We start from the raw sequence: 22,678 nt of genomic DNA on the forward strand, positions 1-22,678 counted from the left end.
GACACGCCGCCTTCGTCGGACCACCGCCCGGACCAAGCCCGCTCCCACAGGGGATCTGCGGTGTGCGGGCATGCCTGGCGCCTACACCAGCATATAAACGTTGCGCAGGGTTTCCCGGACGTCGCACTCGCCCGTCCAGCCGGCCGGGAACAGCACCAGGGTGTTGGGGTAGACCTCGATCACTTCGCCGTCGTCGTTGCGGTAGGTGGCACGCCCGACCAGGAAATGGCACAGCTCGTCGCGCGGAATCGACAGCCGCCAGCGGCCCGGCGTACACACCCACAGGCCGGTTTCCGGGCGGTTGTCCGGGCCTTTGAACAGCAGGCGTCCGCTGGAACGGGAAACCCCTTCCAGGGCGTCGCTCTGCACGCCCCAGTCCACCAGGTCGGTGCGGCGGCTCACGTCTGCCAGGTACGGCGTGAACCCCGCCGTGGTGTTCGCATCACTCATCGTTCAATACCTTGTCGAGAATCTTCGCCGCGTCTTCCGGGCCCTTGCGCGCTTGCATCTGGGCGCTGGTGCGCTGCAGGCGCTGGCGCATCGCCGGGTCGCTGAGGCAGGCAGCCAGTTTCCCGGCCAGTTGCGCCGGGTCCCAGTCATAGCGGTCAAGCTTGAAGCCGTGGCCGCTTTCTTCGGCGCGCATGGCGTTGTCGTGGCCGTCCCAGACGTAGGACATGACAATCGCCGGTTTGCCGAAGTACAGGCACTCGGTGAAGCTGTTGTTGCCGCCGTGGTGAATCACCACGTCGACCTGGGCGATCACCGAGGGCTGGGGGAACCAGTTGGCGATCTGCACGTTGTCCGGCAGGTCGTGGTATTCGTCCAGGTGCTCGCCGACATTGACCAGGGCCCGATAGGGCAGTTCGCCGAGGGCACGGATCAGGCGCTTGAGCAACTCGACGTCACCCGAACCCAGGCTGCCGAAGCTGGCGTAGATCAGGGGTTTGTCAGGGTGGGCGCGGAACGCCGGGATCTGGTACGTGGTGTCGCTGCGCACGCATCCCTGCAAGTAGTGAAAGCGTTCTGGTGGCAGTGGATGCCGACGCTCGAACTTGACCGCGTCCGGGTACAGCAGCAGGTTCATGTAGGGCGACGCTTCAAAGAACATCCCCAGCGGGTACGGTGCCTCGCCATGGTCCTTGAGAAACTGGTTGAAGTCCTGGTGAATCGGCCCGACCACCGCGTCGAAGCGCTGGCGAAATCGGGCATGACCGGCCTTGTCGTCGACGCTCATGCCCGACAGGTGCGGCGGGATGTCCGGGTCGTCGATCTCGTTCTCCGAGCAGGAGATGATCCGCACCCACGGCTTGCCGTATTGCTTGATCGCCGGGAACAGAATCACATTGTCGACACAGATCAGGTCCGGCTTGACCCGGTCCAGCACCGCTGGCAGGTCCTTTTGCGCCCACTTGGCGGTTTCGACGATGGCGGCCCAGCACTCCTTCACGTAGGTGTCGATCTGCTCCAGGGGTGTCTTGCGAAAGTTCGGAATGTGACCGTTGATGAAGTCGACCCAGTAACGGGCCATGTCCTCGGCGGGCATCGGCGCCGACATGTTCACCGGGTATTCCTCGAACCCATAACCGGCATACACCCCGCTCATGCCGGGGTCGGTCAGGAACACCGCCTTGTGCCCCAGGGCTTCGCACGCCTGCGCTATACCGACGGAGTTCAGGGCCGGGCCGTAGGCGGCCTCCGGAAAGAAGGCGATCACTTTCTGTTTCATCGAGAGCTACTCCTGCCTGGTCTTGTTATTGTTCAGTGCGTCAGTACGCGGGCGTGCCGGGCCTGCCAGCCCAGCCGGATGTCCATACCGCTGGAGAAGTGGGCAAACTCGAATTGTGAGGACGGCACGCGGACAATCAGCGGCTTGTCGCTGAGCGCGGTCTTGACGTGCAGGTTGGTATCCAGCCCGTGGTAGGCGACTTCCACGATCTGCCCCTGGACCTGGTTGTCGCACTCACCCCCCTGCCCCCCCAGAACTTGCAGGCGCTCAGGCCGCACCACCACCGCCACCGCTTCGCCACGCACCGCGCCGGGCTGGGGCTCGACCTTCAGTTCGTGGCCGTTGACCATCACCCGCTGCTCGGCACCGCGCAGACCTTCGAACAGGTTGCTGACGCCAATGAAGTTGGCCACGAAACGGCTGTTGGGGTTTTCGTAGAGCTCGCTGGGGCTGCCGCACTGGCAGACCTTGCCGCCGTCGAGCACCGCCATGCGGTCGGACATCACCAGGGCTTCTTCCTGATCATGGGTGACCACGATGAAGGTGATGCCGCTCTCGTGTTGCAGGCGCTTGAGTTCCAGCTGCATTTTTTCCCGCAGCTTTTTGTCCAGCGCCCCCAAGGGTTCGTCGAGCAGAAGGACCCGCGGGCGCTTGACCAGTGCACGGGCCAGGGCCACCCGCTGGCGCTGCCCGCCGGACAGTTGATCGGGCTTGCGGTCGGCCAGTTCAGTGAGCTGTGCAGTGCTCAGCACCTCATTGACCCGCTGGCGGATTTGCGCCTCCGGCAAGCGCTCCATCTCCAGGCCATAGGCAATGTTCTTGCGCACGGTCATGTTGGGAAACAGCGCATAGGACTGGAACATCAGGTTCAACGGCCGCTTGTTGGGTGGCAGCGGCGAGATGTCCAGGCCGTCGAGGTAGATGCAGCCAGCGCTGGGGGTTTCGAATCCGGCGAGCATGCGCAGCAACGTGGTCTTGCCGCAGCCTGAAGGCCCGAGCAGCGCGAAGAACTCGTTCTCGCGGATGTTCAACGACACCTCGTCGACTGCCAGGCCATTGCCATAGGACTTGCTGACCTTGTCCAGGATCAGTACCGCAGATGAGCTATTCATGGGTGCGCGGAGCCTTGTTCAGACGCTGGGAGGCCAGCAGCGCGGTGATACTGACCAGCATCACCAGCGTCGCCAGGGCATTGATTTCAGGGGTGACGCCGAAGCGGATCATGGCGTAGATCTGCATCGGCAACGTGGTCGAGGCCTGGCCGGACCCGGAGTTGAAAAAGGCGATGATGAATTCGTCCACCGACAGGGTGAACGCCAGCAATCCACCCGCCAGCACACCGGGGAAAATCACCGGCAGCAGGACTCGGCGAAAGGTGGTGAACCAGCCCGCGCCCAGGTCGATGGAGGCTTCGAGGATCGAATAGTCGAAATGCTTGAGCCGGGTCCGCACCACGGCGCAGACAAAGGCAATGTTGAACACCGCATGGCTGACGATGATCGAGTGCAGGCCCAGGCCGACCTTGAGCAGGTTGAAAAAACTCAGCAAGGCGATGGCCAGCACGATGTCGGGGATGATCATCGGTGCCATCAGCAGGGTGTCGACCACCTGGCCCTTGTCATTGCCCTTGCGCCGCAACTCGACGCCCAAGGCCAGCAACGTGCCGAGCACGCAGGCAATCAAGGTCGCCGACAGTGCCACGATCAGGGTGTTGAGCGCCGCCGAAAGGATCGCCGTGTTGTTGGCCAGCGACACGTACCATTTGAAGGACACGCCCCCCCAGGCAGTCGGCAGCCCGGACTTGTTGAACGACAGCAGGATCAGCACCAGGATCGGTACATAGAGAAAGGCATAGACCACGCCCAAGTGCGCGCTGAGGAACGACCCGCCGACCGTTCGTGGCTGGCTCATGGGCGACCTCCTTCGGCACGCCGGGCGACCAGCGCCTGGATAAACAACAGGATCAGCATGATGGCGATCAGGAAAAAGCTCAGCGCGGCACCGAACGGCCAGTCCCGCGCCGTGAGGAACTGCGAGTAAATCAGGTTGCCGACCATCTGCACCTGCTTGCCGCCCAACAGGTCAGCAGTGATGAAGTTGCCGATGCTCAACACGAAGACAAACACCGCGCCCGCCGCGATACCCGGCACGCTCAGCGGCAGGATGATCCGGCGGAACGTCATCCAGCCCGAGGCACCGAGGTCCCTGGAGGCATCCCAGAGTTCGCTGTTGATCCGCGATAGCGAGGAAAAGATCGCCAGGATCACAAAGGGGATGTAGTTGTAGACCAGTCCCAGCACCACCGAAGCCTCGGTGTACAGCAGGTTGATCGGGTCACCGCTGTAGCCGAGCAACTGCAGCAGGCGGTTGATCAGGCCTTCGCGGTTGAGCAGGACGATCCAGGCATAGGTACGGATCAGGTAGTTGCTCCAGAACGGCAGCATCACCAGGAACAGGAACACCGCCTGCCGACGCCGTGGCGCCCGGGCTATCGCATACGCCGCCGGGTAGCCGATCAGCACTGCGAACAGGGTCGCCAGCCCGGCGATCTTCGCCGACTTGAGGACGATCCCCAGGTACAGCGGATCGAGCGCGCGCTGGTAGTTTTCCCAACTGAACACCCAGTCGATGCCGCCATAGGCACCGCGCTCCACAAAGCTGTAGACCAGTACCAACAGGCACGGCACCACCAGGAAAACCAGCAGCCAGCCCAGTCCAGGCGTCAGCAGCCAGGCCGACAGACGCCTGTCGGCATGCAATGCACTCATTACCCGTATCCTCCGACCCCGCACGCAGCAAGGTGGCTTGCCTAGAATGGCGAGGCATGCAGCGGCATGCCCCGGTCAGAACCCGCGGGCTAGTTCTGCGCCGCCATGATTTCGGTGACGGCCCGGGTATAGGCCTTCTGCGTGGTGCCGCCCAAGTCGCGCAACTGCTCCATCTTCAGCAGTTCGGCCGGGGCGATGCTCAGGTTCGGATACTGCTTGAGCAGGTCGGCGGACAACCCGGCCATGGCGGCCTGGTTCGGTACTTTGTAGAGAATGTTTTCGGCGACCCAGGCGTGGTTGCCCTTGTCCAGCATGAAGTTGATGAACCTGAAGGCTTCGTCCCGATGCTTCGACCCCTTGAGCACCACCATGGTGTCCACCCACAGGTCGGAACCTTCCTTGGGCACCACGAAGCGGATCGCCCCATTGGCCTGGGTGCCGTAGTTGCACCAGCCGTCCCACGCATGGGCCATCAGCGATTCGCCGGAAGCGAGCTTGGAGTAGAAGGTGGTGTCGTCGAAGGCGAGGATGCGCTTCTTGGTGGCGATCAGTTGGTCACGTACCGCGCCGATATGCTGGGTGTTGTTGTCATTGACCGACCAGCCTTTGGCCAGGAACCCGGCGCCGAGCATCCAGCGGTCGGTGGCAAGCAGGGTCACCTTGCCCTTGAGGGCATCGCTGGGGTTGAGCAGGTCATTCCAGCTGCTGGGCGCAGGGTTGACCTTGTCGGAGCGGTAGCAGATTCCGGTGGTGCCCCAGGTGTAAGGCACCGAGAACTGGTTACCCGGGTCGTATTCCAGGTGAGTGGCTTCGGGGTAGAGGTTTTTCAGGTTGGGGACTTTGACCGGATCGATGTCCGCCAGCAGCCCCTGCTTGTGCAGGACTTCGGCAAAGGGCGAGGACACGAAGACCACGTCGTAGCCTTCCCCGCCATTGGCCATGAGCTTGCCCATGATCTCTTCGTTGGTGGCGTGCAAGGCCTTGTCGACCGTGACACCGCTGGCCACTTTGAACTTGTCCAGCGCATCGGGGGCCATGTAGCCGTCCCAGATGGAGATGACCATATCCTTGGCACTGGCGGCTGATGAGGCGATTGCAACGGAAACGGCCAGTCCTGCGCAAACAAGGTGCTTCAGCTTTCTCATAATGCTCACCTAACGACTGTTATTGTTGTGTTCGAAGGCAGTGCGGCAAAAAATAAGAAACGGCTTGCGGTGTATTTTTTTAATAATTAGGACCAGCATAGCAGGATGTCAATAATTTTCTCGCGCCTGACTGACAGGCTGCCCATGACATAAGATCCGTGCATGAATGCGCAGTGACCGACAAAAGAAGTCATGCAGTTCGGTCGAAGCGCGGAACACCCGTGGCGAGGGAGCTTGCTCCCGCTGGGCTGTGCAGCAGCCCCAAAAAGGTTGCCGAGGTCTCTTTGAAAGACCGCAAGCGCCTTATCAGGGCTGCTTCGCACCCCAGCGGGAGCAAGCTCCCTCGCCACGGGCGTTCACTGCCAATTGAGCGGCATCACGACCAGAGAAGAACCCCTTGAGCACGACAATCGAAAAGAAACCCCGCACCAATCACCTGGAACTGGCCCGGCGCATTCTCGAGCACACGCAGGAGACGGGAGTGATGCCTGGCGACCCGGTTTCCGAGCAAGCCCTGGCCCGTACCTTCCAGGTGTCGCGCACCCTGGTGCGCGGGGCATTGAAAGTCCTGCACGAAGAAAACCTGCTCAGCCATGAAGCGGGCAAGGGCTATCGCCTGGTTGCCCCGCCCGCCGGCCAGCCCTTCAACAGCGCCCTGCCCCAGGCCGCCGAAGAAGAACTGGCCACCTCGGTACTGCGCGACCGCATGGCCGGGCGCCTGGGTGACAGCATCAGCATCAGTGAACTGATGCGCCGCTACGACATCGGCCGCCCCGCGGCCCAGAAAGCCCTGGCCCAACTGAGCGAAAGCCAGGCCATCGAGCGCGGCCCCGGCCAGTCCTGGCTGTTCCGCCCGTCACTCAACAGCCTCGCGGCCCTGGACGAAAGCCTGAAGTTCCGCCTGATCCTGGAACCCGAGGCCCTGCTCAGCCCCCACTTCAATGCCGACCCGCAACGCCTGACACTGCTGCGCACGGGCATGGAAACCCTGCTGGCGACACCGGTCGAGGACTTCGACCTCCAGCAGTTTCGCGAACTGGACATCAGCTTTCACGAACTGATCGGCCAAAGTTGCGGCAACCGTTTCGTCAGCGATGCCCTGCTCCAGCACCAAAGCCTGCGCCGCCTGCCCAACCTGCTGCCGAGTGTCAGCGTGCACCGCCTGCACGAAGCCCTGCGTGAGCACCTGCACATCATTGCCCAGATCGAACGGGGGCAGATGGAGATCGCGGCCGACCTGATGCGCCTGCACCTGCGGCTGTCCGCGGCGCAACGCCCACAAACCGCCAACCGTGGCATCCCCCATCGCCATCCTTTCGGGCGGGGTTGAACCCCGGAAAAATTGTGGTGCTTTTTTTCATGAAATAAGACAGCATCAAAAACACCTTCAAGAAAAGCGGGGGCAACCCGCTGCAGACGGTCCCATGCCATGCACAAAGAAAAACTGATCGCCCTGTTCCCCGAAGCCAGTTTTGGCGCGGCCCTGAACTGCATCGGTATCGCTCAGGCGCTGCGTGAGCTGGGTGCCCGGCCGGTGTTTATCTGTCACGGGCATTTCCAGGGGATCTTCGCCGAGTACGGCTTTGCCGAGTACCCGATTCCCGAGGCCAACCCGCTGTCGGCGGCCGAGCATCAGCATTACTGGGAGCGCTTCATCGAGCGCAACATCCCCTACTTCGACCAGACCCCGCTGGCCCAGATCGACAGCTACGTGGCGCCGGCCTGGGAAGCCATCATCGACACGGCCATCGAGGCCGAGAAGCCCCTGCAACAATTGCTGGCCCGGCTCAAGCCGGACGCGATCGTGCTGGACAACGTGGTGATGTTCCCGGCGATTGCCAATGCCGGTTGCCCGTGGGTGCGCATGGTCTCCTGTGCCGAAACCGAGTTGCCGGACCGCGCCGTGCCCCCCTACCTGTCCGGTTGCAGCCAGGGCGACAGGGTGGCGTGCCAGGTCTTTGTCGAGCACTACCAGAACGCTGTCGCCCCGGCCCATGAGCGCTTCTCGCGCTTTCTCGCCAGCCACGACACCGCGCGCTGCCCACCAGGCCAGTTCCTGATGGACTCGCCCTGGCTCAACCTGTTGCTGTCGCCGACCCCGGTACGCTACGAGCGCGAACAACCGCTGGACCCGCAACGCTACCTGTACCTCGACGGGTGTGTGCGCCGCGAAGCGCCGTACATCGTGCCTGACTTTCCGCGGCACAACGACGCGCCGCTGATCTACGTCAGCTTCGGCAGCCTGGGCGCGGCCGATACCCGGATGATCAAGCGCCTGATCGCCACCCTGGAAACCTTGCCCTATCGCTTCCTGATCAACGTCGGCGCCTACCGCGAGACCTACACCGAGGTCCCGGACAACATCTACCTGGACAGCTGGTTCCCACAGCCGGCGGTGCTCAAGGAGTGCCAGTTGTTCATTCACCACGGCGGCAACAACAGTTTCTGCGAAGCCCTGTTCTTTGGCTTGCCCTCGGTGATCATTCCCTACTGCTGGGACGGCCACGACAATGCGGTGCGCGGCGAAGAAGTCGGTATCGGTCGCTACCTGCCGCGCTTCGCCGATCCGCTGGCCGCCCTGCCCGCCACCCTAGAGCAACTGCTCAACGACACCTCGATGCAGCAGCGCCTTGCCGCGATCAGCGCGGCCATGCAGGCGACCCGCGGCACCGAGCTCGCCGCGCGGGCGATCCTGGCGTTGCCTACCCCCTCGTCATAGCCACGAAAAAGAGTCCGTCATGCGCCCATCCGCCCTGCACAGCCTCAAGCACACGATCCCCAGGCCGTATTGGCTGGACACCGACACGCCGGTCCAGGCGTGCGAACGGCAGACCGGCGACATCCACGCCGACCTGGTGATCGTCGGCGGGGGGTTCACCGGCCTGTGGACCGCACTGCTGGCCCGGCAACGGATGCCCACCGGGCGTATCGTCCTGCTGGAGGGCCGCACCTGTGGCACCTCGGCCAGCGGCAGGAGTGGCGGGTTCTGCGCACCGAGCATTTCCCATGGCGTGTCCAACGCTCTGAAGCGCTGGCCCAGGGAAGCCGAGACCCTGATTCGCCTGGGTCGCGACAATCTCGATGAACTGGCGCAGGACATCCTGCGGTTGGGCCTGGAGGTCGAATTCGAACGCCCCGGCAAACTCAACGTGGCCACCACCCCGTGGCAAGTCGAGGGCTTGCGCGCGCTTGAGCAGAAGTACCGGCGCCACGGCATCGACTGCACCTGGCTGGAAGGATCGGCACTCAAGGCATACCTGGACTCGCCACTGTACAGCGCCGGTTTGTACGAACCCAATTACGCGCTGCTCAACCCGGCGAAGATGGTTCGCGAGTTGCGCCGGGCCTGCATCGAGCACGGCGTGGACCTGTTCGAACACTCGCCGGTCACCCGCCTGCAAGCCCTCGGCAACGGCGTGCTGCTGCACACCGGCTACGGCAGCGTCCAGGCCCCCCGGGTCGCGCTGGCCACCAACGTGTTCCCATCGCTGTTGCCCGCATTGCGCACCACGGTCATTCCGATCTACGACTACGCCCTGACCACCGAGCCGTTGTCCCAGGCGCAGTTACAGGCCATTGGCTGGGACCGGCGCCATGGCATTGCCGACTCCGGCAACCAGTTCCACTACCTGCGCAAAACCGCCGACAACCGCATCCTGTGGGGCGGCTTCGACGCCATCTACCCGTTTGCCAGCAAACTGGACGAAGGCCTGACCCAGCGCCCGGAAACCTTTGTGCGCCTGGCCGAGCAGTTTCAGCAGACCTTCCCGGCCTTGGCCGACGTGAGCTTCAGCCACGCCTGGGGCGGCGTCATCGACTCGTCCGCGCGCACGACGATGTTCACCGGCACCACCCACGACCGCCGCGTGGCCTACGCCATGGGTTTCACTGGCCAGGGCATCGCTGCCAGCCGCTTTGCCGGCGCGACGATGCTGGACCTGCTGGACGGCCAGGACAGCCATCGCACTTGCCTGGACATGCTTAACCGCGCCCCGGTGCGCTTTCCGCCCGAACCCTTGCGCTTCATTGGCGTGCGCCTGGCGCAACGCGGCCTGGCCCATGAAGACCGCAGCGGCCAACGCAACCTGTTCCTGAAAACCCTGGATGCCTTCGGGGTCGGTTTCGACTCCTGAACAGCCAAGCGAACTGCGTTACAAGGAGCGTCTCATGCATCGCCAACAACCCGCGTTCGTCACTGACTTCGCCACGCAACCGACCAAAGCGCTGATCCAGGAAGTCAGCGACCCGCAGATCGTCGAAAAGCCATACCAGAGCATCACCTGGCGGCACTTCAGCAATGAAGACAAGCAGCTCACGGCCGGGGTCTGGGAAGCCGGCCCGCACAAGGAACGGTGCCACTGCGATTACGACGAGCTGTGCCATCTGCTCGAAGGCCAGGTACGCCTGACCGACAGCGCCGGCAACAGCAGCACCTTCGAGGCCGGCAGTACTTTCGTGGTGGCCGCCGGTTTCGAGGGCACCTGGGAAAACCTCACGGACGTGAGGAAGGTCTACGTGATTTTGCGCTAGAGCCCTGTTCCTCCTACGACGAGTGGCTGTTGTTGTCAGGCAACGCCGCATGACGGCAACAGACACCGTCAGAAAGGAACAGCATGTGCGAGACAGGAGACTAAGGTCATAGACAAGGTCGCAATCAGGAGTCGCGCACCATGGCCAGCATTGAACTGCACCGCGCACAGCGGGATGAACTGGAGTGCATCGAAAACCTGATGCAGTTCTACCTGTACGACTTCAGTGAGTGGCTACCGCTGAAGTTCGGTCGCCATGGGCTGTTCAACCTGCAGCCCCAGCTCGACTACTGGCACAAGCCATCGACCCGGGCATTCCTGATCAAGGTGGACGGTGACCTGGCCGGCTTCGTCACCGTGGATGACGAGGCGCGCAGCGAGGGCGTCGAGTACAACATCGGTTATTTCTTCGTCGCCCGCCACTATCGCGGTCGCGGGGTCGCAGCCTATGCGGTGGCGGCCCTGCTCGATCAGTTGCCCGGGCACTGGCAGATCATCCACGTCGACGCCAACCTGCCGGCCCGGGCGTTCTGGGCCAGGGTCATCCCGCAGCTGACGGGAGGTGATTTCACTCGCCAGCAACGGTCTATCGACGGTTACCCCTGTACCCTGTTCGAGTTTCAATGGGCCTCAGCGCCGACCGTCGACCGACCACCAGCGCGGTAGCAACTGCTGGACCTTGGGCTCGCCGAACCGATCATCGATCAGCATCACCACCCCCTGGTCCTGCTGGGTACGGATCACTCGCCCGGCGGCTTGCACCACCTTCTGCACCCCGGGAAACAGGTAGGTGTAGTCGTAGCCGGCACCGAATAACACGGCCATGCGCTGCTTGAGTTGCTCGTTGACCGGGTTCAGTTGGGCCAGCCCCAGGGTCGCGATGAAGGCACCGATCAGCCGCGCCCCCGGCAAGTCGATACCTTCGCCAAAGGCGCCGCCCAATACGGCAAAGCCGATGCCCTGGCTACGGGTGGTGAACCGGTCGAGGAAGGCCTGGCGCTGCGTCTCGTCCATACCCCGCGACTGTGCCCACTGGGTGATCTGCGGCCACTGTTCGGCGAGCAGTTGCTGCACCTGTTGCAGGTAATCGAAGCTGCTGAAAAACGCCAGGTAATTGCCGGGACGCGCCATGAACTGGTGGGCCATCAGCTCGACAATCGGCCCGAGGGAGGCCTGGCGGTGTACGAAGCGGGTGGAGATCTGGCTGACGATCCGCACCTTGAGTTGCTCGGCGCGAAACGGCGATTCGACCTCGACCCATACCGTGCCCGGCGGCAGACCCAGCATGTCGGTGTAGTAGCGTTGCGGGTCCAGGGTCGCGGAAAACATCACCACACTGCGCGCCGCCGTCAGCCGTGGACGAATGAACCCGGCCGGCACCACGTTGCGCAGGCACAGCTGGGACAGGCTGCGCTTGCCCCTGGCTTGACGCTGGCTGATGTCGAACAGGAACTGCTCATCGAAGAGTTCGGCCACCCGGTTGAATTGCAACGCGTCGAAGTAAAAGCCTTGCAAGGCACCATCCAGCCCCTGGGGATGTTCGTTCAGGTAATCACCGATGGCCGCGGTACAGGACGCGAGCGTTTGCAGCAGCTTGTCCGGCACGCTGGCGTACGCCTGATAGGGTGCGACCTGCTCCTTGTGCAGCGCGTTCCACTCGCGGTTGACCCGCTGCAGGCTCTTTTTCAATGCCTCGGGCGCGGTTTTGCGCACACTGTCGAGGGTCGCTTGATCGAGGCTGGCGCTGTACATCTGGCGGCCGCGCTCCACCAGGTTATGGGCTTCGTCCACCAGCACCGCAACCCTCCACTGGCTGGCCTGGGCCAGGCCGAACAGCAACGCGCTGAAGTCGAAATAGTAGTTGTAGTCGGCAACCACCAGGTCGGCCCAACGGGCCATTTCCTGGCTCAGGTAATACGGGCAGACCTGGTGCTCAAGGGCAATCTCGCGCAGCGCGGCCTGATCGAGCAGCGTGACCTTGCTCGCCGCCGCCCGCGCCGCCGGCAAGCGGTCATAGAAGCCATGGGCCAATGGGCAGGACTCGCCATGACAGGCTTTGTCCAGGTGCTCGCAGGCCTTGTCGCGGGCAACCATCTCCAGCACGCGCAACGGCAAGCCATCGCCGCTGTCCACCAGCACTTGCGCGGCATCCAGCGCCAGTTTGCGTCCCGGTGTCTTGGCCGTGAGAAAGAACACCTTGTCCAGCTGCTGGGGCACCCAGGCCTTGAGTATCGGGAACAGGGTGCCCAGGGTCTTGCCGATGCCGGTGGTGGCCTGGGCCATCAGGCAACGCCCGGTGCTGACGGCCTTGAACACCGATTCCGCCAGGTGGCGCTGCCCGGGCCGGAAGTCCGGGTGCGGAAAAAGCAGTGTCTGTGCGCCTTGATTGCGCGCATCGCGATGGGCTATTTCCTGCTCGGCCCAGTGCAGGAATAACCCGCAGTGCAGGTTGAAGAAGTCCTCCAGCGCCGTGGCGCTCCAGGTTTCCACCAGGCTGGTTTCCTGCTCGCCGACAATGTCGAAATACACCAGGGCCAGGTTGATATGAGCCAATTGCAGCTTCTGGCACATCAACCAGCCGTAGATTTTCGCTTGCGCCCAATGCAGCTGTCGGTAATTGGCCGGCATGCGCTCCAGCTCACCCCGGTAGGTCTTGATTTCTTCGAGGCGATTCTGCCCGGGGTCGTAGCCGTCCGCCCGGCCCCTGACGGTCAACTGCCGGTACTGGCCTTGCAGCGCGACTTCGTTCTGATAGGACGCACTGCGCCGCGAGGCCACGGTGCGATGACCGACGATGCCTTCCAGCGCCGTGGGTGACGGGGTAAACCGCAGGTCCAGATCACCGGTCTTGGCGGTAAATTCACACAGGGCACGCACCGCAATGCCATAGCTCACCCTTCAGGTCCCGCCCATTGCACATAGCAGACGGTGACGGGCATCTGGTGCTCGCGGCAGAACTCCAGCCAGCGCAGTTGATTGTCTTGCAGGCGATCCCCCGGGCCCTTGACCTCGATCATCCGGTAGGTTTTCTGCTGCGGCCAGAACTGGATCAGGTCCGGCATGCCCGCGCGGTTGGCCTTGATGTCCTGCAGCAGGCGTTCGAACCAGAGTTTCAGGTGCTCGGCGGGCAGGCAGGCCAGGGCCTGTTCCAGCAACGCCTCGGTCAGCACCGCCCAAAACACGAAGGGCGACTGCACCGAGTATTTGTCATGGAAACGCTGGCGGATGGTCGCGACGTAACGCCCGTCCGCCAGTTCTGCCAGGCAGGCCTGGAACAGGTCGGCACGCCGGGCATGGAAGTCTTCGCTGAGCAAGTCCGCCGGCCCGCGCTGGAACGGGTGAAAAAACGCCCCGGGCAACGGCGCGAATATCGCCGGCCAGCACAGCAGCCCGAACAACGAATTGACCAGGCTGTTTTCGACGTAATGCACCGGCCCACGGGGATCATCCAGATGAGCCTGGACAAGACACTCCACCGACAGGGCCGGCTCGACCCGCTCCAGGGTCAGGTCCAGGCGCTCGACCTCCCGCGCCTTGCTCCGTGATGCGGGCGGCCCGCCCAGTTTGCGCCGCAACCTGGGCAGTACCCGCAGCAGTTGCTGGTGCTCGGCGGCACTCTCCGGTGCCTGCTCGGCGTGGCTTGCCAGCTCCAGCGCCAATTGAAACTCGGCGCACCGCTCCAGCACCCGGATCAGCCGCAAGCGGGCCCCGGCATACCGGCACTGGCGATAGATCGCCAGCGCCGCCGGCCAATCGGCCATTCGCTCACAGTGTTGCCCTAGCTGGAACAGCAACTTGCCGCGCCGTTGCTCAAGCCAGGGGTTGGCCGTTTGCAGCGCGTGGATCTGTTCGGCCACCCGTGTGACATCCTCGCCGGCTTCAAAGCGCTGCTGGCACTGGTGCAGATAGAGGTAGGCCTCCAGGTCGTCGCGGCTGCGCAAACCACGGGATTCGGCACAGAACTCGACGTTCTCGTAGGTGAAGATGCCCAGATCGGCCAGCACGAACTCCGACCAGTCCTGGTACAGGTTGCCAAAGAACATCAGGCGCAAGCGGTCGGCCAGGTCCATGATGGTCAGGCTCAATAGCCGGTCATCCAGTGCCGGGTACCAGTCATTGAACGTCCGGGGTTCGTCGAAGCGTTCACGCAATGCCGCCAGCCACTGCGGCTTTTTCGCCTTGGGTTGTTCGATGAGCACACCAAAGCACTGGACAATCTCCGGCTTGAGCAGCACCTCGAACAGGTCGTCGATCGACAGCGGCGCCCGTTCGTCCACCCAGCCAAGCGCCAGCAAAGGTTCGACGGCGTCGGCACTGTCGCCGATCTCGGGATACTGCAACTTGCCGAGGCGAAAATGCAGCCCCTTGCGCATGACCATCCGCACCAGCAATGCCTGGGAGGCACGGGGCAAGCGGCCGAAATCAACGATGAACTGCTGCTCCTGTCCGTTGAGCACGTCGGCATAGCGTTGCTCGAGCCAGGAAAGCACTCGCTGAAAGTTGTTCAGGTAGTAGAAGGGATCATCGAGCGGATTGAGTGTCACAGATAGAGAGCGCCATGCCGTGCCGATACTGGTCATGCATACAGATAACAGCCCGGCATGGGTGCTGGCAAACGGAAAAAGATCAATGGCGGTCATTCGAACACTTGAGCACCTCTCACAGGGTTTACGCTTGATTGAGGTACTGGGCGTTTCTTTCAGGGGCTGACAGAGCTTTCCAGGGTTAGGCGCGACCAACGGCCTGTGGTATTCGGCCCGGTGCCCGGGCATCGCGACGATGATGGTTTTTTTCAACGAGAGGATTTGCCATGAACATCCGGATTCAGGGGTTGTCGTTTGCTGTCGTGGCGTTGCTGGCGCTGTCGGGCTGCTCGACCCCCACTGTCGTGACCCTGCAGAACGGCACGCAATATGTGACCAAGGACATGCCCGACACCCACACCAAAGACGGTTTCTTCGAGTTCGAGGACATTTCCGGCACCGTGATCAGGGTCAGGGCCGACGAGGTCGCCACCATCCGCAAGGAAAAATGATCGCCTGCCGCATGACCAGCAAGGGGTCGGGGCCACCCGTGAGCATGTCCCGGCGCCGTTACCGGGTGCATAGCGGATAAAAATCCACGTCCTGTCTGGCCGGTCAGCCCATTGTGTCTATGCTTTTGAGCGTCGACAGCCTGATGGCCGAACCCCAGAAAGGAGTATCCGCTTGAGCATCCATCAACTGCCCCTGAGCCTCAAGGACTTCGCACTGCCGGTGCGGGGTATCAAAGTGTTGGCCATTGCCCTGACCGTTTTCGGCCTCAGTGCCTGCGCCAGCATCAACGCCAGTTCCACCCAATACGTGGGCGGCGAGCACTTTGCGCCCACCCTGCCCGAGTCGGTGCAAGTGCTGCGCGTCGAACCCACGCGGCCCCATGTCCGGGTGGGTGAAGTGATTGTCGACGTCAGTGTCGAGCCGCCACCGCCGGTGACCGAGATCGAACAGAAGCTGCGCACCGAAGCCGCCGCGATGGGCGGTGATGCCGTGGTGGTGGTGTACGACCGGATCCAGCCGGTGTCGGCCTACGTCAGCGGCCCGCTGTGGGACCGGGATATCCAGTCCATTCAGGGACGCAAACTCAAAGGCATCGTGATTCACTACAAGTAAGCCTTGATCGGCCCGGCGCGCGTTACCGCACGCCGGGCTTACTTACCTCAGGCGATCACCAGGCTGGTGCTGTTCAGGTGGTCCAGGGCCACCCCGACCAGGGTCACCGAGTCGTTGCCGAAGGTCAGCAGCGTGTCGGCACCCACCGCGGTGGCATGACCCTGCAGTGGATCCCCCTGCCCCACGCCCGCGACCCCGAGAAACACCAGGGTGTCACTGCCCTGGAAGCCGAGGATGCGGTCGTGACCAAAGTCGCCACTGAACACAAAACTGTTGCTGCCACCGCCCGCCGCCAGCAGATCGTTGCCGCCGCCACCAATCAACACGTCGTTACCCTGTCCTCCGATCAGATGATCGTCGCCGTCCTGCCCGAACAACCAGTCGCCACCGGTGTGCGCCGTGAGGGTGTTGGCGCCGCCATCACCCCTCACTGAGGAGGCGTAGTGCATCAGGCTCTTGTCCGAGAGCAGGCCGGTGTCGGTGACCCGGTGAACCACGTCGTCCTTGAACAGCCCCCACAGGAACCCCGGCTCCTTGCTGCTCAGGCTGCCGACATCGCGGGTGATGCTGATGCCGCCATTGGCATCGCGGATATACAAGGCGCCCGCGCCGTCGTTGGCGAAGCTGAAGTTTTTCACTGACTGCTGCAGGTCCAGGCTGTTGTTGCCCGCGCCCCCCTCGATGATGTTGTAGCCGCCGGCATCGCGGAAGGTGTCGTTGCCGGCGCCTCCGTCAAGGTAGTCAGTGCCCTGGCCGCCCTGGATCAGGTCGTTGCCGTCGCTGCCGATGATGAAGGTGCTGCCTGTGTGGGTTTCGGCGTTGCGGTTGAGATCCTGCACCCAGGTGGTGCTGCGTGCCGGATCCGACAGGTTGGCGACGATCAGGGTCGAGTCCTTGCTCGTGAGGTCGTAGAACACTGAGTCCAGCACCCGGGTCATGCCGTCGCCGTAGGCCGTGGGCAGGTGGGAAATCCAGGTCGGGATGTTGAGGATGGAGTACGGCAACAGGTTCCAGGCCGTCGACGCATAGTGATCGTTGAAGTTGACGATGTTGTTGGTCGCCGAATCCTGAGGCGTGTCGTGGACACCCACTGACGCCAGGTTGAAGTCGGAACCGTCCAGCGCGCGGAACACCGGGTCGTTTTCGTAGCCAATGTTCAGCACCTTGTCGGTGCTGCTCTGGGTCGGTGACGCGTAGGCGATGTAGTTGGCGTCCTGGTAGAAGCCGTTCCAGTGGTCGCTGCTCAGGTCGGCCAGGCTGTTGACCGCCAGCCCGCCCAGGCTGTGGCCGCTGACCAGCACATCCTGGCCGCTCAGGCCATGGGCGGCGGCAAAGGCGGCCACGTCCTGGAGCAATGAACCAAAGGCTTCGCCGACGTAGTTTTTCGCGTAGTCCTCAGGGCCCAGCGCCGCCAGCAGGTCATTGATCGCGTCGCCAATGGAATCGCTGATCAGCGACTCCCGCGGGCCGCTGGTGCCACGGAAGGCGATGCCGATTTCCGTGAGTTGACCCTGGGCGTCGTACTTGCCGAGGATCTCCACCTGGGCACTGGTGTAGCCGGGCTTCTCGCCGAAAAAGGTGCCACGCCCGTCGACCTTGCCGTCGTAGCCCAACTGCGTGGCGGTGATCGGGGTCCAGCCGGCCTGTTGCACCGCCTCCAGCGCGGCTTTTTCCGAATCGGGGTTCCATGGGATACCCGGAATCGCCCCTTGCGAATCCGTGCCGCCGATCAGCGCAGTGACCAGTGTGGCCGGCAGCCCGAGGCCGAAACCGTTGTGCTGATAGCCCGTGGCAAAACCGTTATCGAGGTTGTGATAGGCGTACAGTGCGATCGCCATCGCGTCGCTGAACAACGCCTTGGATGCTGATGCGGTGAAGTCTTTGTAGTCATAGACAGCCATGGTATTGCCTCTCTCGTTGTTGGAATTGTCAGAGATAGCTCACGCAGCCGGAACGCCCCGCTGGGCGGGACGTTCCCGCGTATTACCTGGTGATGCGTTTACGCAAATACGATCCCCGCGCCTGACAGGTTGTCCAGGCCAACGCCCACCAGCGTTACCGCGTAGTCGCCGACCTTGAGCAGCGTGTCGCTGCCCGATTGCGAGACATGCTGGCTGTAGTCGTAGCCCTGCCCCGCGCCCTGCACGCCCATGAACACCAGCGTGTCGCCGCCCTGGTAACCGTTGATGGCGTCGAAGCCGAACGCACCGCTGAACAGGTAGGTGTTGTTGGCGCCACTGGCCGACATGACGTCATTGCCCTCGCCGCCGACGAAGGTCACCTGCTGCTTGTCGCTTTGCAGGTGGTCGTTGCCCGACAGACCGAACAGCCAGTCGCCGTCGGCGCTGGCCACCAGCGAATTAGCGTAGGCATCACCCTCGAACGAGTGGTTGTAAGCGATCAGGCCGGTGTCACTGAGCAAGCCCCGGTCGGTGACGTTGTAGCTGACGTCCTTGTTGAACAGCCCCCACAGGGCGCCGGACTCCTTGCTTACCAGCGCGTCGATGTCCCGGGTCAGGCTGATGCCGCCGTAGCTGTCGCGCAGGTACAAGGTGCCATCGCCGTCATGGGCCAGGTTGAAGTTCTGCAGGGGCTGTTGCAGTTCCAGCAGGTTGTGCCCCTGGCCACCGAGCAGGATGTTGTAGCCACCACCATCACGGAAGCTGTCGTTGCCGTCGCGTCCTTCCAGGAAGTCATTGCCCTTGCCGCCACGCAACAGGTCGTTGCTGTCGGTACCGATGATGAAGGTGCTGCCGGTGTGGGCTTCACCACTGCGGCCCAGGTCTTCGATCCAGGTGCTGCCACGGACGCTCTCGGACAGGGTCGAGACGAAGATCGTCGAGTCCTTGTGGGTGAGGTCGTAGAACGCCGAGTCGATCACCCGGTTGAGGCCATCGGCATAGCCCAGTGAACCGTGGGCCGCCCAGTGTGACGGGTTGGCGATGCTGAACGGGGTCATCTGGGTGGAGGCGTAATGGTCGTTGAAGTTGACCAGGTTATTGGTCGCCGACGCCTGGGGCTGGTCGTGCTTGTACAGCGACGAAGCGGTGAAGGTGGTGCCATCCAGTACACGGAACACCGGGTCGTTTTCATAGCCGATGTTCAGCACCTGGGTACCGGGCGAGCTTTGGGTCGGCGAGGCAAAGGACACATAGTTGGCGTCCTCGTAGAAGCCGCCCCAATGGTCACGGCTCAGCTCGGCGACACTGTTGACGCCCAGGCCGCCCAGGCTGTGGCCGCTGATCAGCACGTCCCTGGCACTGAGGCCCTGGCTGGTGGCGAACGCGGCAACGTCCTTGAGCAAGGTGTCGAACGCACTCTTGGCGTAGTTCTTCGCGTAATCCGTGGGCCCGACGGCCGCCAGCAGGTTGTTCTGCATGTCGCCGTAGGTGTCGCTGTACCCCAGGCCGCCGGTGCCGCGAAACGCAATGCCCAGGCCGAGCAGCTTGCCCGCCCCGTCGTACCTGGCCAGCACCTCGGCTTCGGCGCTGGTGAAACCGGGCTGCTCGCCAAAGAACGTACCCTGGGCACCCACGGTGCCCTGGTAACCCAATTGCCCGGCCGTGACCGGCGTCCAGCCGGACGCCAGCGGCTGGCCGGTCGGCGTGTAGGCATAGAGGGTCAAGGCGATGGCGTCGCTGTACAGCGCCCTGGCCTCGCCGCTGAAGTTCCTGTAATCAAAAACACCCATGGTCTTGCCTCTTGGTCAGTGCGGGGGCGTGTTGCGGTTGTGCGCGTGAGGCGGCCATCAGAATTGCCAGTCGAGGGTCAGCCCCACGCCGTGGGTCTTGTCGTTGGAGCCCAGCAGGCCGTTGTAGTCCAGGTTCAGGCTGACATCCCGCGCCAGCGCCAGGCCGGCGCGCACACCCACCACCGCGGCGTTGCGGTCCATGGACACGCTCTGCACGCTGAACGGCGTACCGCCACCGTTGGCAAAGGCCAGGTTCTCTTCGCTGTGGATGTTGCTCAGGTTGTGCTGCCAGCCCAGGGTCCCGGACAGGTCCAGTGACTGCTGCGCGCTGAGGGCCACGCGCTGGCTGGCGCGCAGGCCGAGGGTGGAGAGCACGGCATCGCGGTTATCGTCGCCGCCCTTGAGCGCTGCCGCCCCGCCTTTCTCGGTGAAGCTGTCACTGCCCACGTGCACATAGGCCAGGTTGGCGAAAGGTTCCAGGGCCATCGGTTGCAGGTCCAGGCGGTAGGCGGCTTCGGTGAACACCTGGCTGGTTTGCGCATCGCGCTTGGTTTTCTGCTTGGCGCTGACGTCGCCGAACTGCAGTTCCCGCTGGCTGTCGATGCGGTGCCAGCTGTGGGCGCCACCGACGCTCAGGCGCCATGCGTCGAGCTGATGCCCGGCGTACAGCCCCAAGTGATAACTGTCGACCGAAGCCGAGGAATGGGTACCGTCGCCCATGCTCAACGAACTGTCGCTGTAACCGGTGACGAAGCCCAGGCGGGTGTTTTCGGCGATCAAGCCGTCCACGCCGGCCAGCAGGCCGCCAATGGAATGGGTGTAGTTGGCATCACCCTGGTCGCCGTCGGTCTTGCCCCAGGCACCGAGCACTTTGACCCAGCCGTTGTTGTCGTCGCTACCGGGGGTGGCAGCGTCATACAGACCGTGATCGCGCAAGCGCTCACCCACGGCATCGCGCAGGTAGCGCGAGTCGTTGACCAGCAAGGTGCCGATGGCCGGATGGATTTCCCCGGACAGTTGCTGGAACGCTTGCTGCGCGCTGGCGGCGTCCGGCGACAGCAGCACGGTTTCATACAGCGCATTGCCCGCCCCCAGTTGCTCGGTGGCCGCGGCGACCGAACGCTGGTTCGGGGTCTGGCCGACGCTGGCGAAGCTGTTGCCATTGCGCCCGACTTCCAGTTGCACGGCGGTCGCCGAGTAGTCGAGGGTGCCGCCGAGGAACGCGTAGTTGGGCAACACCGCGCCGAACTGGCCCTGGATACCGCCAGCCGCTTGCAGGATGTTGTACTGGGTACCCAGCAGGCTGCGGACCTGGGTGGTACTGAGCAGGGTTGGACTGTTTTCCAGGGACAGGCTGACGGTCGCGCCCTGAACGGTGGCCTGGCCACCGGCAACGATGCGGTCGCTGCTCGTAGGTGAAACCTCCACGGCGTAGGTCGAACCCGGCGCGAAGGTGACATCGCCGGCCACGTTCAAGGTGCCGATGGAGTTGCCCGGCGCCACCGTGCCGCCGCTGTTCGCGCGCAGCGCGCCGACGCGCCCGGAACCGCCGAGGATGCCGCTGTCGTTGACGGTCACCGTCGAATCCAGCGCACCATTGATCGCCAGGCGCCCCTGGTTGACCAGGGTCGGGCCGCTGTAGGTGTTGTTGCCAGTGAGCACCAGCGTGCCGATGCCCTGCTTGGTCAAGCCGCCGTGACCGGCAATGTCGTTGCCCCAGACATCCAGGCCACAACTGAGGTCAGTGCACAGCCGTTGCGTGGGTTTGCCGGCATCGATGACCGCGCCGATGCCCGGCAGGTCGGCGACAAACTGGCCGTTGCCATAGGCACCCTCTACGCGAAATTCCTGCGGGATATCGGCGTCGGCGACGAACATGCCGGGGCCGTCGATGCCCTTGCGCAGGTTGATCATGCCCCAGCCGTACAGCGAGTCGATGCCCGGTGTGCCCATGTCGGTGGCGGTGGTTTTCAGCACGCCGGCGACCTGCGCACCGGTCATGTACGGGAAGCGCTCCATCAACACCGCCGCAGCACCCGCCACGTGGGGCGCGGCCATCGAGGTGCCACTCTTGTTGGCGTAATCCATGGTCAGGTTATCGGCGTTGGTACCGCCAATCACCGCGCTGTAAATGCGACTGCCCGGAGCCGACACGCAGAAACCCGCGGTGTAGCCGCAACGCGAGGAGAAGGCGCTGATGGTGTACGGGTCGGCGCTGGCGAGGTCCGGATTCTTTTGCAACGCGGCGACGGTAACCCAGTTGGCGGCGATGTCCGGGACGAAATAGCCGAGGCCGGCGATGGCATCCGGGTTGTTGAGGTTGTAGTCGTTGCCGGCGGCGAAAATAGTCACGATGCCGCTGCGGGCGGCATCGATGGCGCCACGGTAGGCACCGCCCTGTTTGGTGTCGAGCAAGGGCTGGATCTGGTCGAACTGGAGTTGGGCGTCGCTCACCGTGAAGTGCGGGAATGCCGGGTCGCGCCCCCCCTGGTCAAAGCGGTCGGTGATGCCGATGCCCCAACTGTTGTTGATGATCCGTGCGCCACTGTCGCGCAGGGCGTCCCAACCGGCCTTGTACACCGCGCCGTCGTTGCCCAGGATGATGCCGTCTTCCGGGCCCGGATCGCCATTGTCGGCGCTGATGATTTGCGCATTGAACGCCACGCCGTGCATCGGGTTGCCGTCGCGGCTGCCGGCGGCGATCCCGCCGACGTGGGTGCCGTGGGAACCGAGCTTGCCGTCCGAACCCACCGACGGCGACCCGTCATACACAAAGGCATCGCCGGCTTTGACCGGGATGTACGGGTCGGTGTACTCGCGAATGCCGCGAGTGACCAGGGTGATCACTTTGTCCGCGCCGGAAAACTCCGGGTGCGGGGCGTACACCGGCTGGTCGAAGATCCCCAGTTTCACCCCCTTGCCGGTGTAGCCAGCGGCGTAGGCATCCTGGGCATTGATCGCCCCCAGGCCCCATTCGGCATTGAACTCGGCGCTGCGCCAGCTGTTGGCATCGCCGACCCTGCCGGCTTCCTCATAGGGCGCGGCCTGGGCGGTTCCCAGGGTCGCCAGCGCACAGAGCAAGGCGCGGTTTAGGGTTTTCAGGGTGAATATTGCGTTTGCTTGAACCGGTTGCACGTCCATCCAGCCACCATCCTTAGTTGTTTTGCCGTT

At 63.5% G+C, this 22,678-nt stretch carries 18 protein-coding genes; 7 read left to right on the forward strand and 11 right to left on the reverse strand.

The annotated features are described in order from the left end of the window. Positions 1 to 81: 81 nt before the first annotated feature. The 6 genes from CKW25_RS00470 to CKW25_RS00495 form a co-directional block, all read right to left on the reverse strand. On the reverse strand, positions 82 to 450 hold the full coding sequence (locus CKW25_RS00470) for a cupin domain-containing protein (protein WP_095077071.1): 369 nt from the start codon (positions 448 to 450) through the stop codon (positions 82 to 84). Further along, complete coding sequence (locus CKW25_RS00475) at positions 443 to 1,726, reverse strand: glycosyltransferase (protein ID WP_095077072.1); 1,284 nt, start codon at positions 1,724 to 1,726, stop codon at positions 443 to 445. Before CKW25_RS00475 ends, CKW25_RS00470 begins: the two co-directional genes overlap by 8 nt. A 32-nt stretch (positions 1,727 to 1,758) precedes the next feature. Further along, positions 1,759 to 2,838, reverse strand: coding sequence for an ABC transporter ATP-binding protein (locus tag CKW25_RS00480; protein ID WP_095077073.1), 1,080 nt, complete (start codon positions 2,836 to 2,838; stop codon positions 1,759 to 1,761). Then, complete coding sequence (locus tag CKW25_RS00485; protein WP_095077074.1) at positions 2,831 to 3,637, reverse strand: ABC transporter permease; 807 nt, start codon at positions 3,635 to 3,637, stop codon at positions 2,831 to 2,833. The genes CKW25_RS00480 and CKW25_RS00485 overlap by 8 nt, the downstream gene beginning before the upstream one ends. Then, positions 3,634 to 4,494, reverse strand: a complete 861-nt coding sequence (locus CKW25_RS00490; protein ID WP_095077075.1) for an ABC transporter permease — start codon at positions 4,492 to 4,494, stop codon at positions 3,634 to 3,636. Before CKW25_RS00490 ends, CKW25_RS00485 begins: the two co-directional genes overlap by 4 nt. Positions 4,495 to 4,583: 89 nt before the next feature. Next, on the reverse strand, positions 4,584 to 5,639 hold the full coding sequence (locus CKW25_RS00495) for a spermidine/putrescine ABC transporter substrate-binding protein (RefSeq protein WP_095077076.1): 1,056 nt from the start codon (positions 5,637 to 5,639) through the stop codon (positions 4,584 to 4,586). 397 nt (positions 5,640 to 6,036) lie between these two features. On the opposite strand from CKW25_RS00495, the gene CKW25_RS00500 reads away from it, so the two are divergent. The 5 genes from CKW25_RS00500 to CKW25_RS00520 all read left to right on the forward strand — a co-directional run bounded on the left by CKW25_RS00500 (position 6,037) and on the right by CKW25_RS00520 (position 10,834). Continuing rightward, complete coding sequence (locus tag CKW25_RS00500) at positions 6,037 to 6,969, forward strand: GntR family transcriptional regulator (RefSeq protein WP_095077077.1); 933 nt, start codon at positions 6,037 to 6,039, stop codon at positions 6,967 to 6,969. A 99-nt stretch (positions 6,970 to 7,068) separates the two neighbouring features. Then, positions 7,069 to 8,358, forward strand: coding sequence for a glycosyltransferase (locus tag CKW25_RS00505; RefSeq protein WP_095077078.1), 1,290 nt, complete (start codon positions 7,069 to 7,071; stop codon positions 8,356 to 8,358). 19 nt (positions 8,359 to 8,377) lie between these two features. Beyond that, positions 8,378 to 9,772 carry an FAD-binding oxidoreductase gene (locus tag CKW25_RS00510; RefSeq protein ID WP_095077079.1) on the forward strand — a complete coding sequence of 465 codons (1,395 nt, stop codon included), beginning with the start codon at positions 8,378 to 8,380 and terminating at the stop codon, positions 9,770 to 9,772. 34 nt (positions 9,773 to 9,806) lie between these two features. Then, positions 9,807 to 10,169 (forward strand): cupin domain-containing protein, encoded by a 363-nt coding sequence (locus tag CKW25_RS00515; RefSeq protein ID WP_095077080.1) that lies wholly within the window; start codon positions 9,807 to 9,809, stop codon positions 10,167 to 10,169. Positions 10,170 to 10,309: 140 nt separating this feature from the next. Further along, positions 10,310 to 10,834 (forward strand): GNAT family N-acetyltransferase, encoded by a 525-nt coding sequence (locus tag CKW25_RS00520; protein ID WP_095077081.1) that lies wholly within the window; start codon positions 10,310 to 10,312, stop codon positions 10,832 to 10,834. On the opposite strand, the gene CKW25_RS00525 is transcribed toward CKW25_RS00520, so the two are convergent. Both CKW25_RS00525 and CKW25_RS00530 read right to left on the reverse strand, forming a co-directional pair. Continuing rightward, positions 10,799 to 13,063 carry an ATP-dependent DNA helicase gene (locus CKW25_RS00525; protein WP_095077082.1) on the reverse strand — a complete coding sequence of 755 codons (2,265 nt, stop codon included), beginning with the start codon at positions 13,061 to 13,063 and terminating at the stop codon, positions 10,799 to 10,801. The two genes, CKW25_RS00520 and CKW25_RS00525, sit on opposite strands and share 36 nt — an antisense overlap. Continuing rightward, on the reverse strand, positions 13,060 to 14,748 hold the full coding sequence (locus tag CKW25_RS00530) for a VRR-NUC domain-containing protein (RefSeq protein WP_095077352.1): 1,689 nt from the start codon (positions 14,746 to 14,748) through the stop codon (positions 13,060 to 13,062). Before CKW25_RS00530 ends, CKW25_RS00525 begins: the two co-directional genes overlap by 4 nt. Positions 14,749 to 14,978: 230 nt before the next feature. On the opposite strand from CKW25_RS00530, the gene CKW25_RS00535 reads away from it, so the two are divergent. Further along, positions 14,979 to 15,203, forward strand: coding sequence for a YgdI/YgdR family lipoprotein (locus CKW25_RS00535; protein WP_095077083.1), 225 nt, complete (start codon positions 14,979 to 14,981; stop codon positions 15,201 to 15,203). 214 nt (positions 15,204 to 15,417) lie between these two features. Next, positions 15,418 to 15,816, forward strand: a complete 399-nt coding sequence (locus CKW25_RS00540; protein WP_256577907.1) for a hypothetical protein — start codon at positions 15,418 to 15,420, stop codon at positions 15,814 to 15,816. A 47-nt stretch (positions 15,817 to 15,863) separates the two neighbouring features. On the opposite strand, the gene CKW25_RS00545 is transcribed toward CKW25_RS00540, so the two are convergent. The 3 genes from CKW25_RS00545 to CKW25_RS00555 form a co-directional block, all read right to left on the reverse strand. After that, a complete protein-coding gene (locus tag CKW25_RS00545) occupies positions 15,864 to 17,717 on the reverse strand; it encodes a polyurethanase (RefSeq protein WP_095077084.1) in 1,854 nt (617 codons plus the stop codon). 98 nt (positions 17,718 to 17,815) lie between these two features. After that, positions 17,816 to 19,507, reverse strand: coding sequence for a polyurethanase (locus CKW25_RS00550; protein ID WP_095077085.1), 1,692 nt, complete (start codon positions 19,505 to 19,507; stop codon positions 17,816 to 17,818). A 57-nt stretch (positions 19,508 to 19,564) separates the two neighbouring features. Then, positions 19,565 to 22,648, reverse strand: a complete 3,084-nt coding sequence (locus CKW25_RS00555; RefSeq protein ID WP_095077086.1) for an autotransporter domain-containing protein — start codon at positions 22,646 to 22,648, stop codon at positions 19,565 to 19,567. Positions 22,649 to 22,678: the final 30 nt, after the last annotated feature.

Origin of the sequence: Pseudomonas sp. Irchel s3h17 (assembly GCF_900187505.1) — a bacterium.
In the GTDB taxonomy this organism is placed as follows: domain Bacteria; phylum Pseudomonadota; class Gammaproteobacteria; order Pseudomonadales; family Pseudomonadaceae; genus Aquipseudomonas.

What these genes read in the sequence shown, in the direction of transcription:
- CKW25_RS00475 (WP_095077072.1), bottom strand. Translation starts at nt 1,726, where the DNA reads ATGAAACAGAAAGTGATCGCCTTCTTTCCGGAGGCCGCCTACGGCCCG.
- CKW25_RS00495 (WP_095077076.1), bottom strand. Translation starts at nt 5,639, where the DNA reads ATGAGAAAGCTGAAGCACCTTGTTTGCGCAGGACTGGCCGTTTCCGTT.
- CKW25_RS00555 (WP_095077086.1), bottom strand. Translation starts at nt 22,648, where the DNA reads ATGGACGTGCAACCGGTTCAAGCAAACGCAATATTCACCCTGAAAACC.
- CKW25_RS00530 (WP_095077352.1), bottom strand. Translation starts at nt 14,748, where the DNA reads ATGACCAGTATCGGCACGGCATGGCGCTCTCTATCTGTGACACTCAAT.
- CKW25_RS00485 (WP_095077074.1), bottom strand. Translation starts at nt 3,637, where the DNA reads ATGAGCCAGCCACGAACGGTCGGCGGGTCGTTCCTCAGCGCGCACTTG.
- CKW25_RS00510 (WP_095077079.1), top strand. Translation starts at nt 8,378, where the DNA reads ATGCGCCCATCCGCCCTGCACAGCCTCAAGCACACGATCCCCAGGCCG.
- CKW25_RS00490 (WP_095077075.1), bottom strand. Translation starts at nt 4,494, where the DNA reads ATGAGTGCATTGCATGCCGACAGGCGTCTGTCGGCCTGGCTGCTGACG.
- CKW25_RS00545 (WP_095077084.1), bottom strand. Translation starts at nt 17,717, where the DNA reads ATGGCTGTCTATGACTACAAAGACTTCACCGCATCAGCATCCAAGGCG.
- CKW25_RS00470 (WP_095077071.1), bottom strand. Translation starts at nt 450, where the DNA reads ATGAGTGATGCGAACACCACGGCGGGGTTCACGCCGTACCTGGCAGAC.
- CKW25_RS00520 (WP_095077081.1), top strand. Translation starts at nt 10,310, where the DNA reads ATGGCCAGCATTGAACTGCACCGCGCACAGCGGGATGAACTGGAGTGC.
- CKW25_RS00505 (WP_095077078.1), top strand. Translation starts at nt 7,069, where the DNA reads ATGCACAAAGAAAAACTGATCGCCCTGTTCCCCGAAGCCAGTTTTGGC.
- CKW25_RS00535 (WP_095077083.1), top strand. Translation starts at nt 14,979, where the DNA reads ATGAACATCCGGATTCAGGGGTTGTCGTTTGCTGTCGTGGCGTTGCTG.
- CKW25_RS00550 (WP_095077085.1), bottom strand. Translation starts at nt 19,507, where the DNA reads ATGGGTGTTTTTGATTACAGGAACTTCAGCGGCGAGGCCAGGGCGCTG.
- CKW25_RS00480 (WP_095077073.1), bottom strand. Translation starts at nt 2,838, where the DNA reads ATGAATAGCTCATCTGCGGTACTGATCCTGGACAAGGTCAGCAAGTCC.
- CKW25_RS00515 (WP_095077080.1), top strand. Translation starts at nt 9,807, where the DNA reads ATGCATCGCCAACAACCCGCGTTCGTCACTGACTTCGCCACGCAACCG.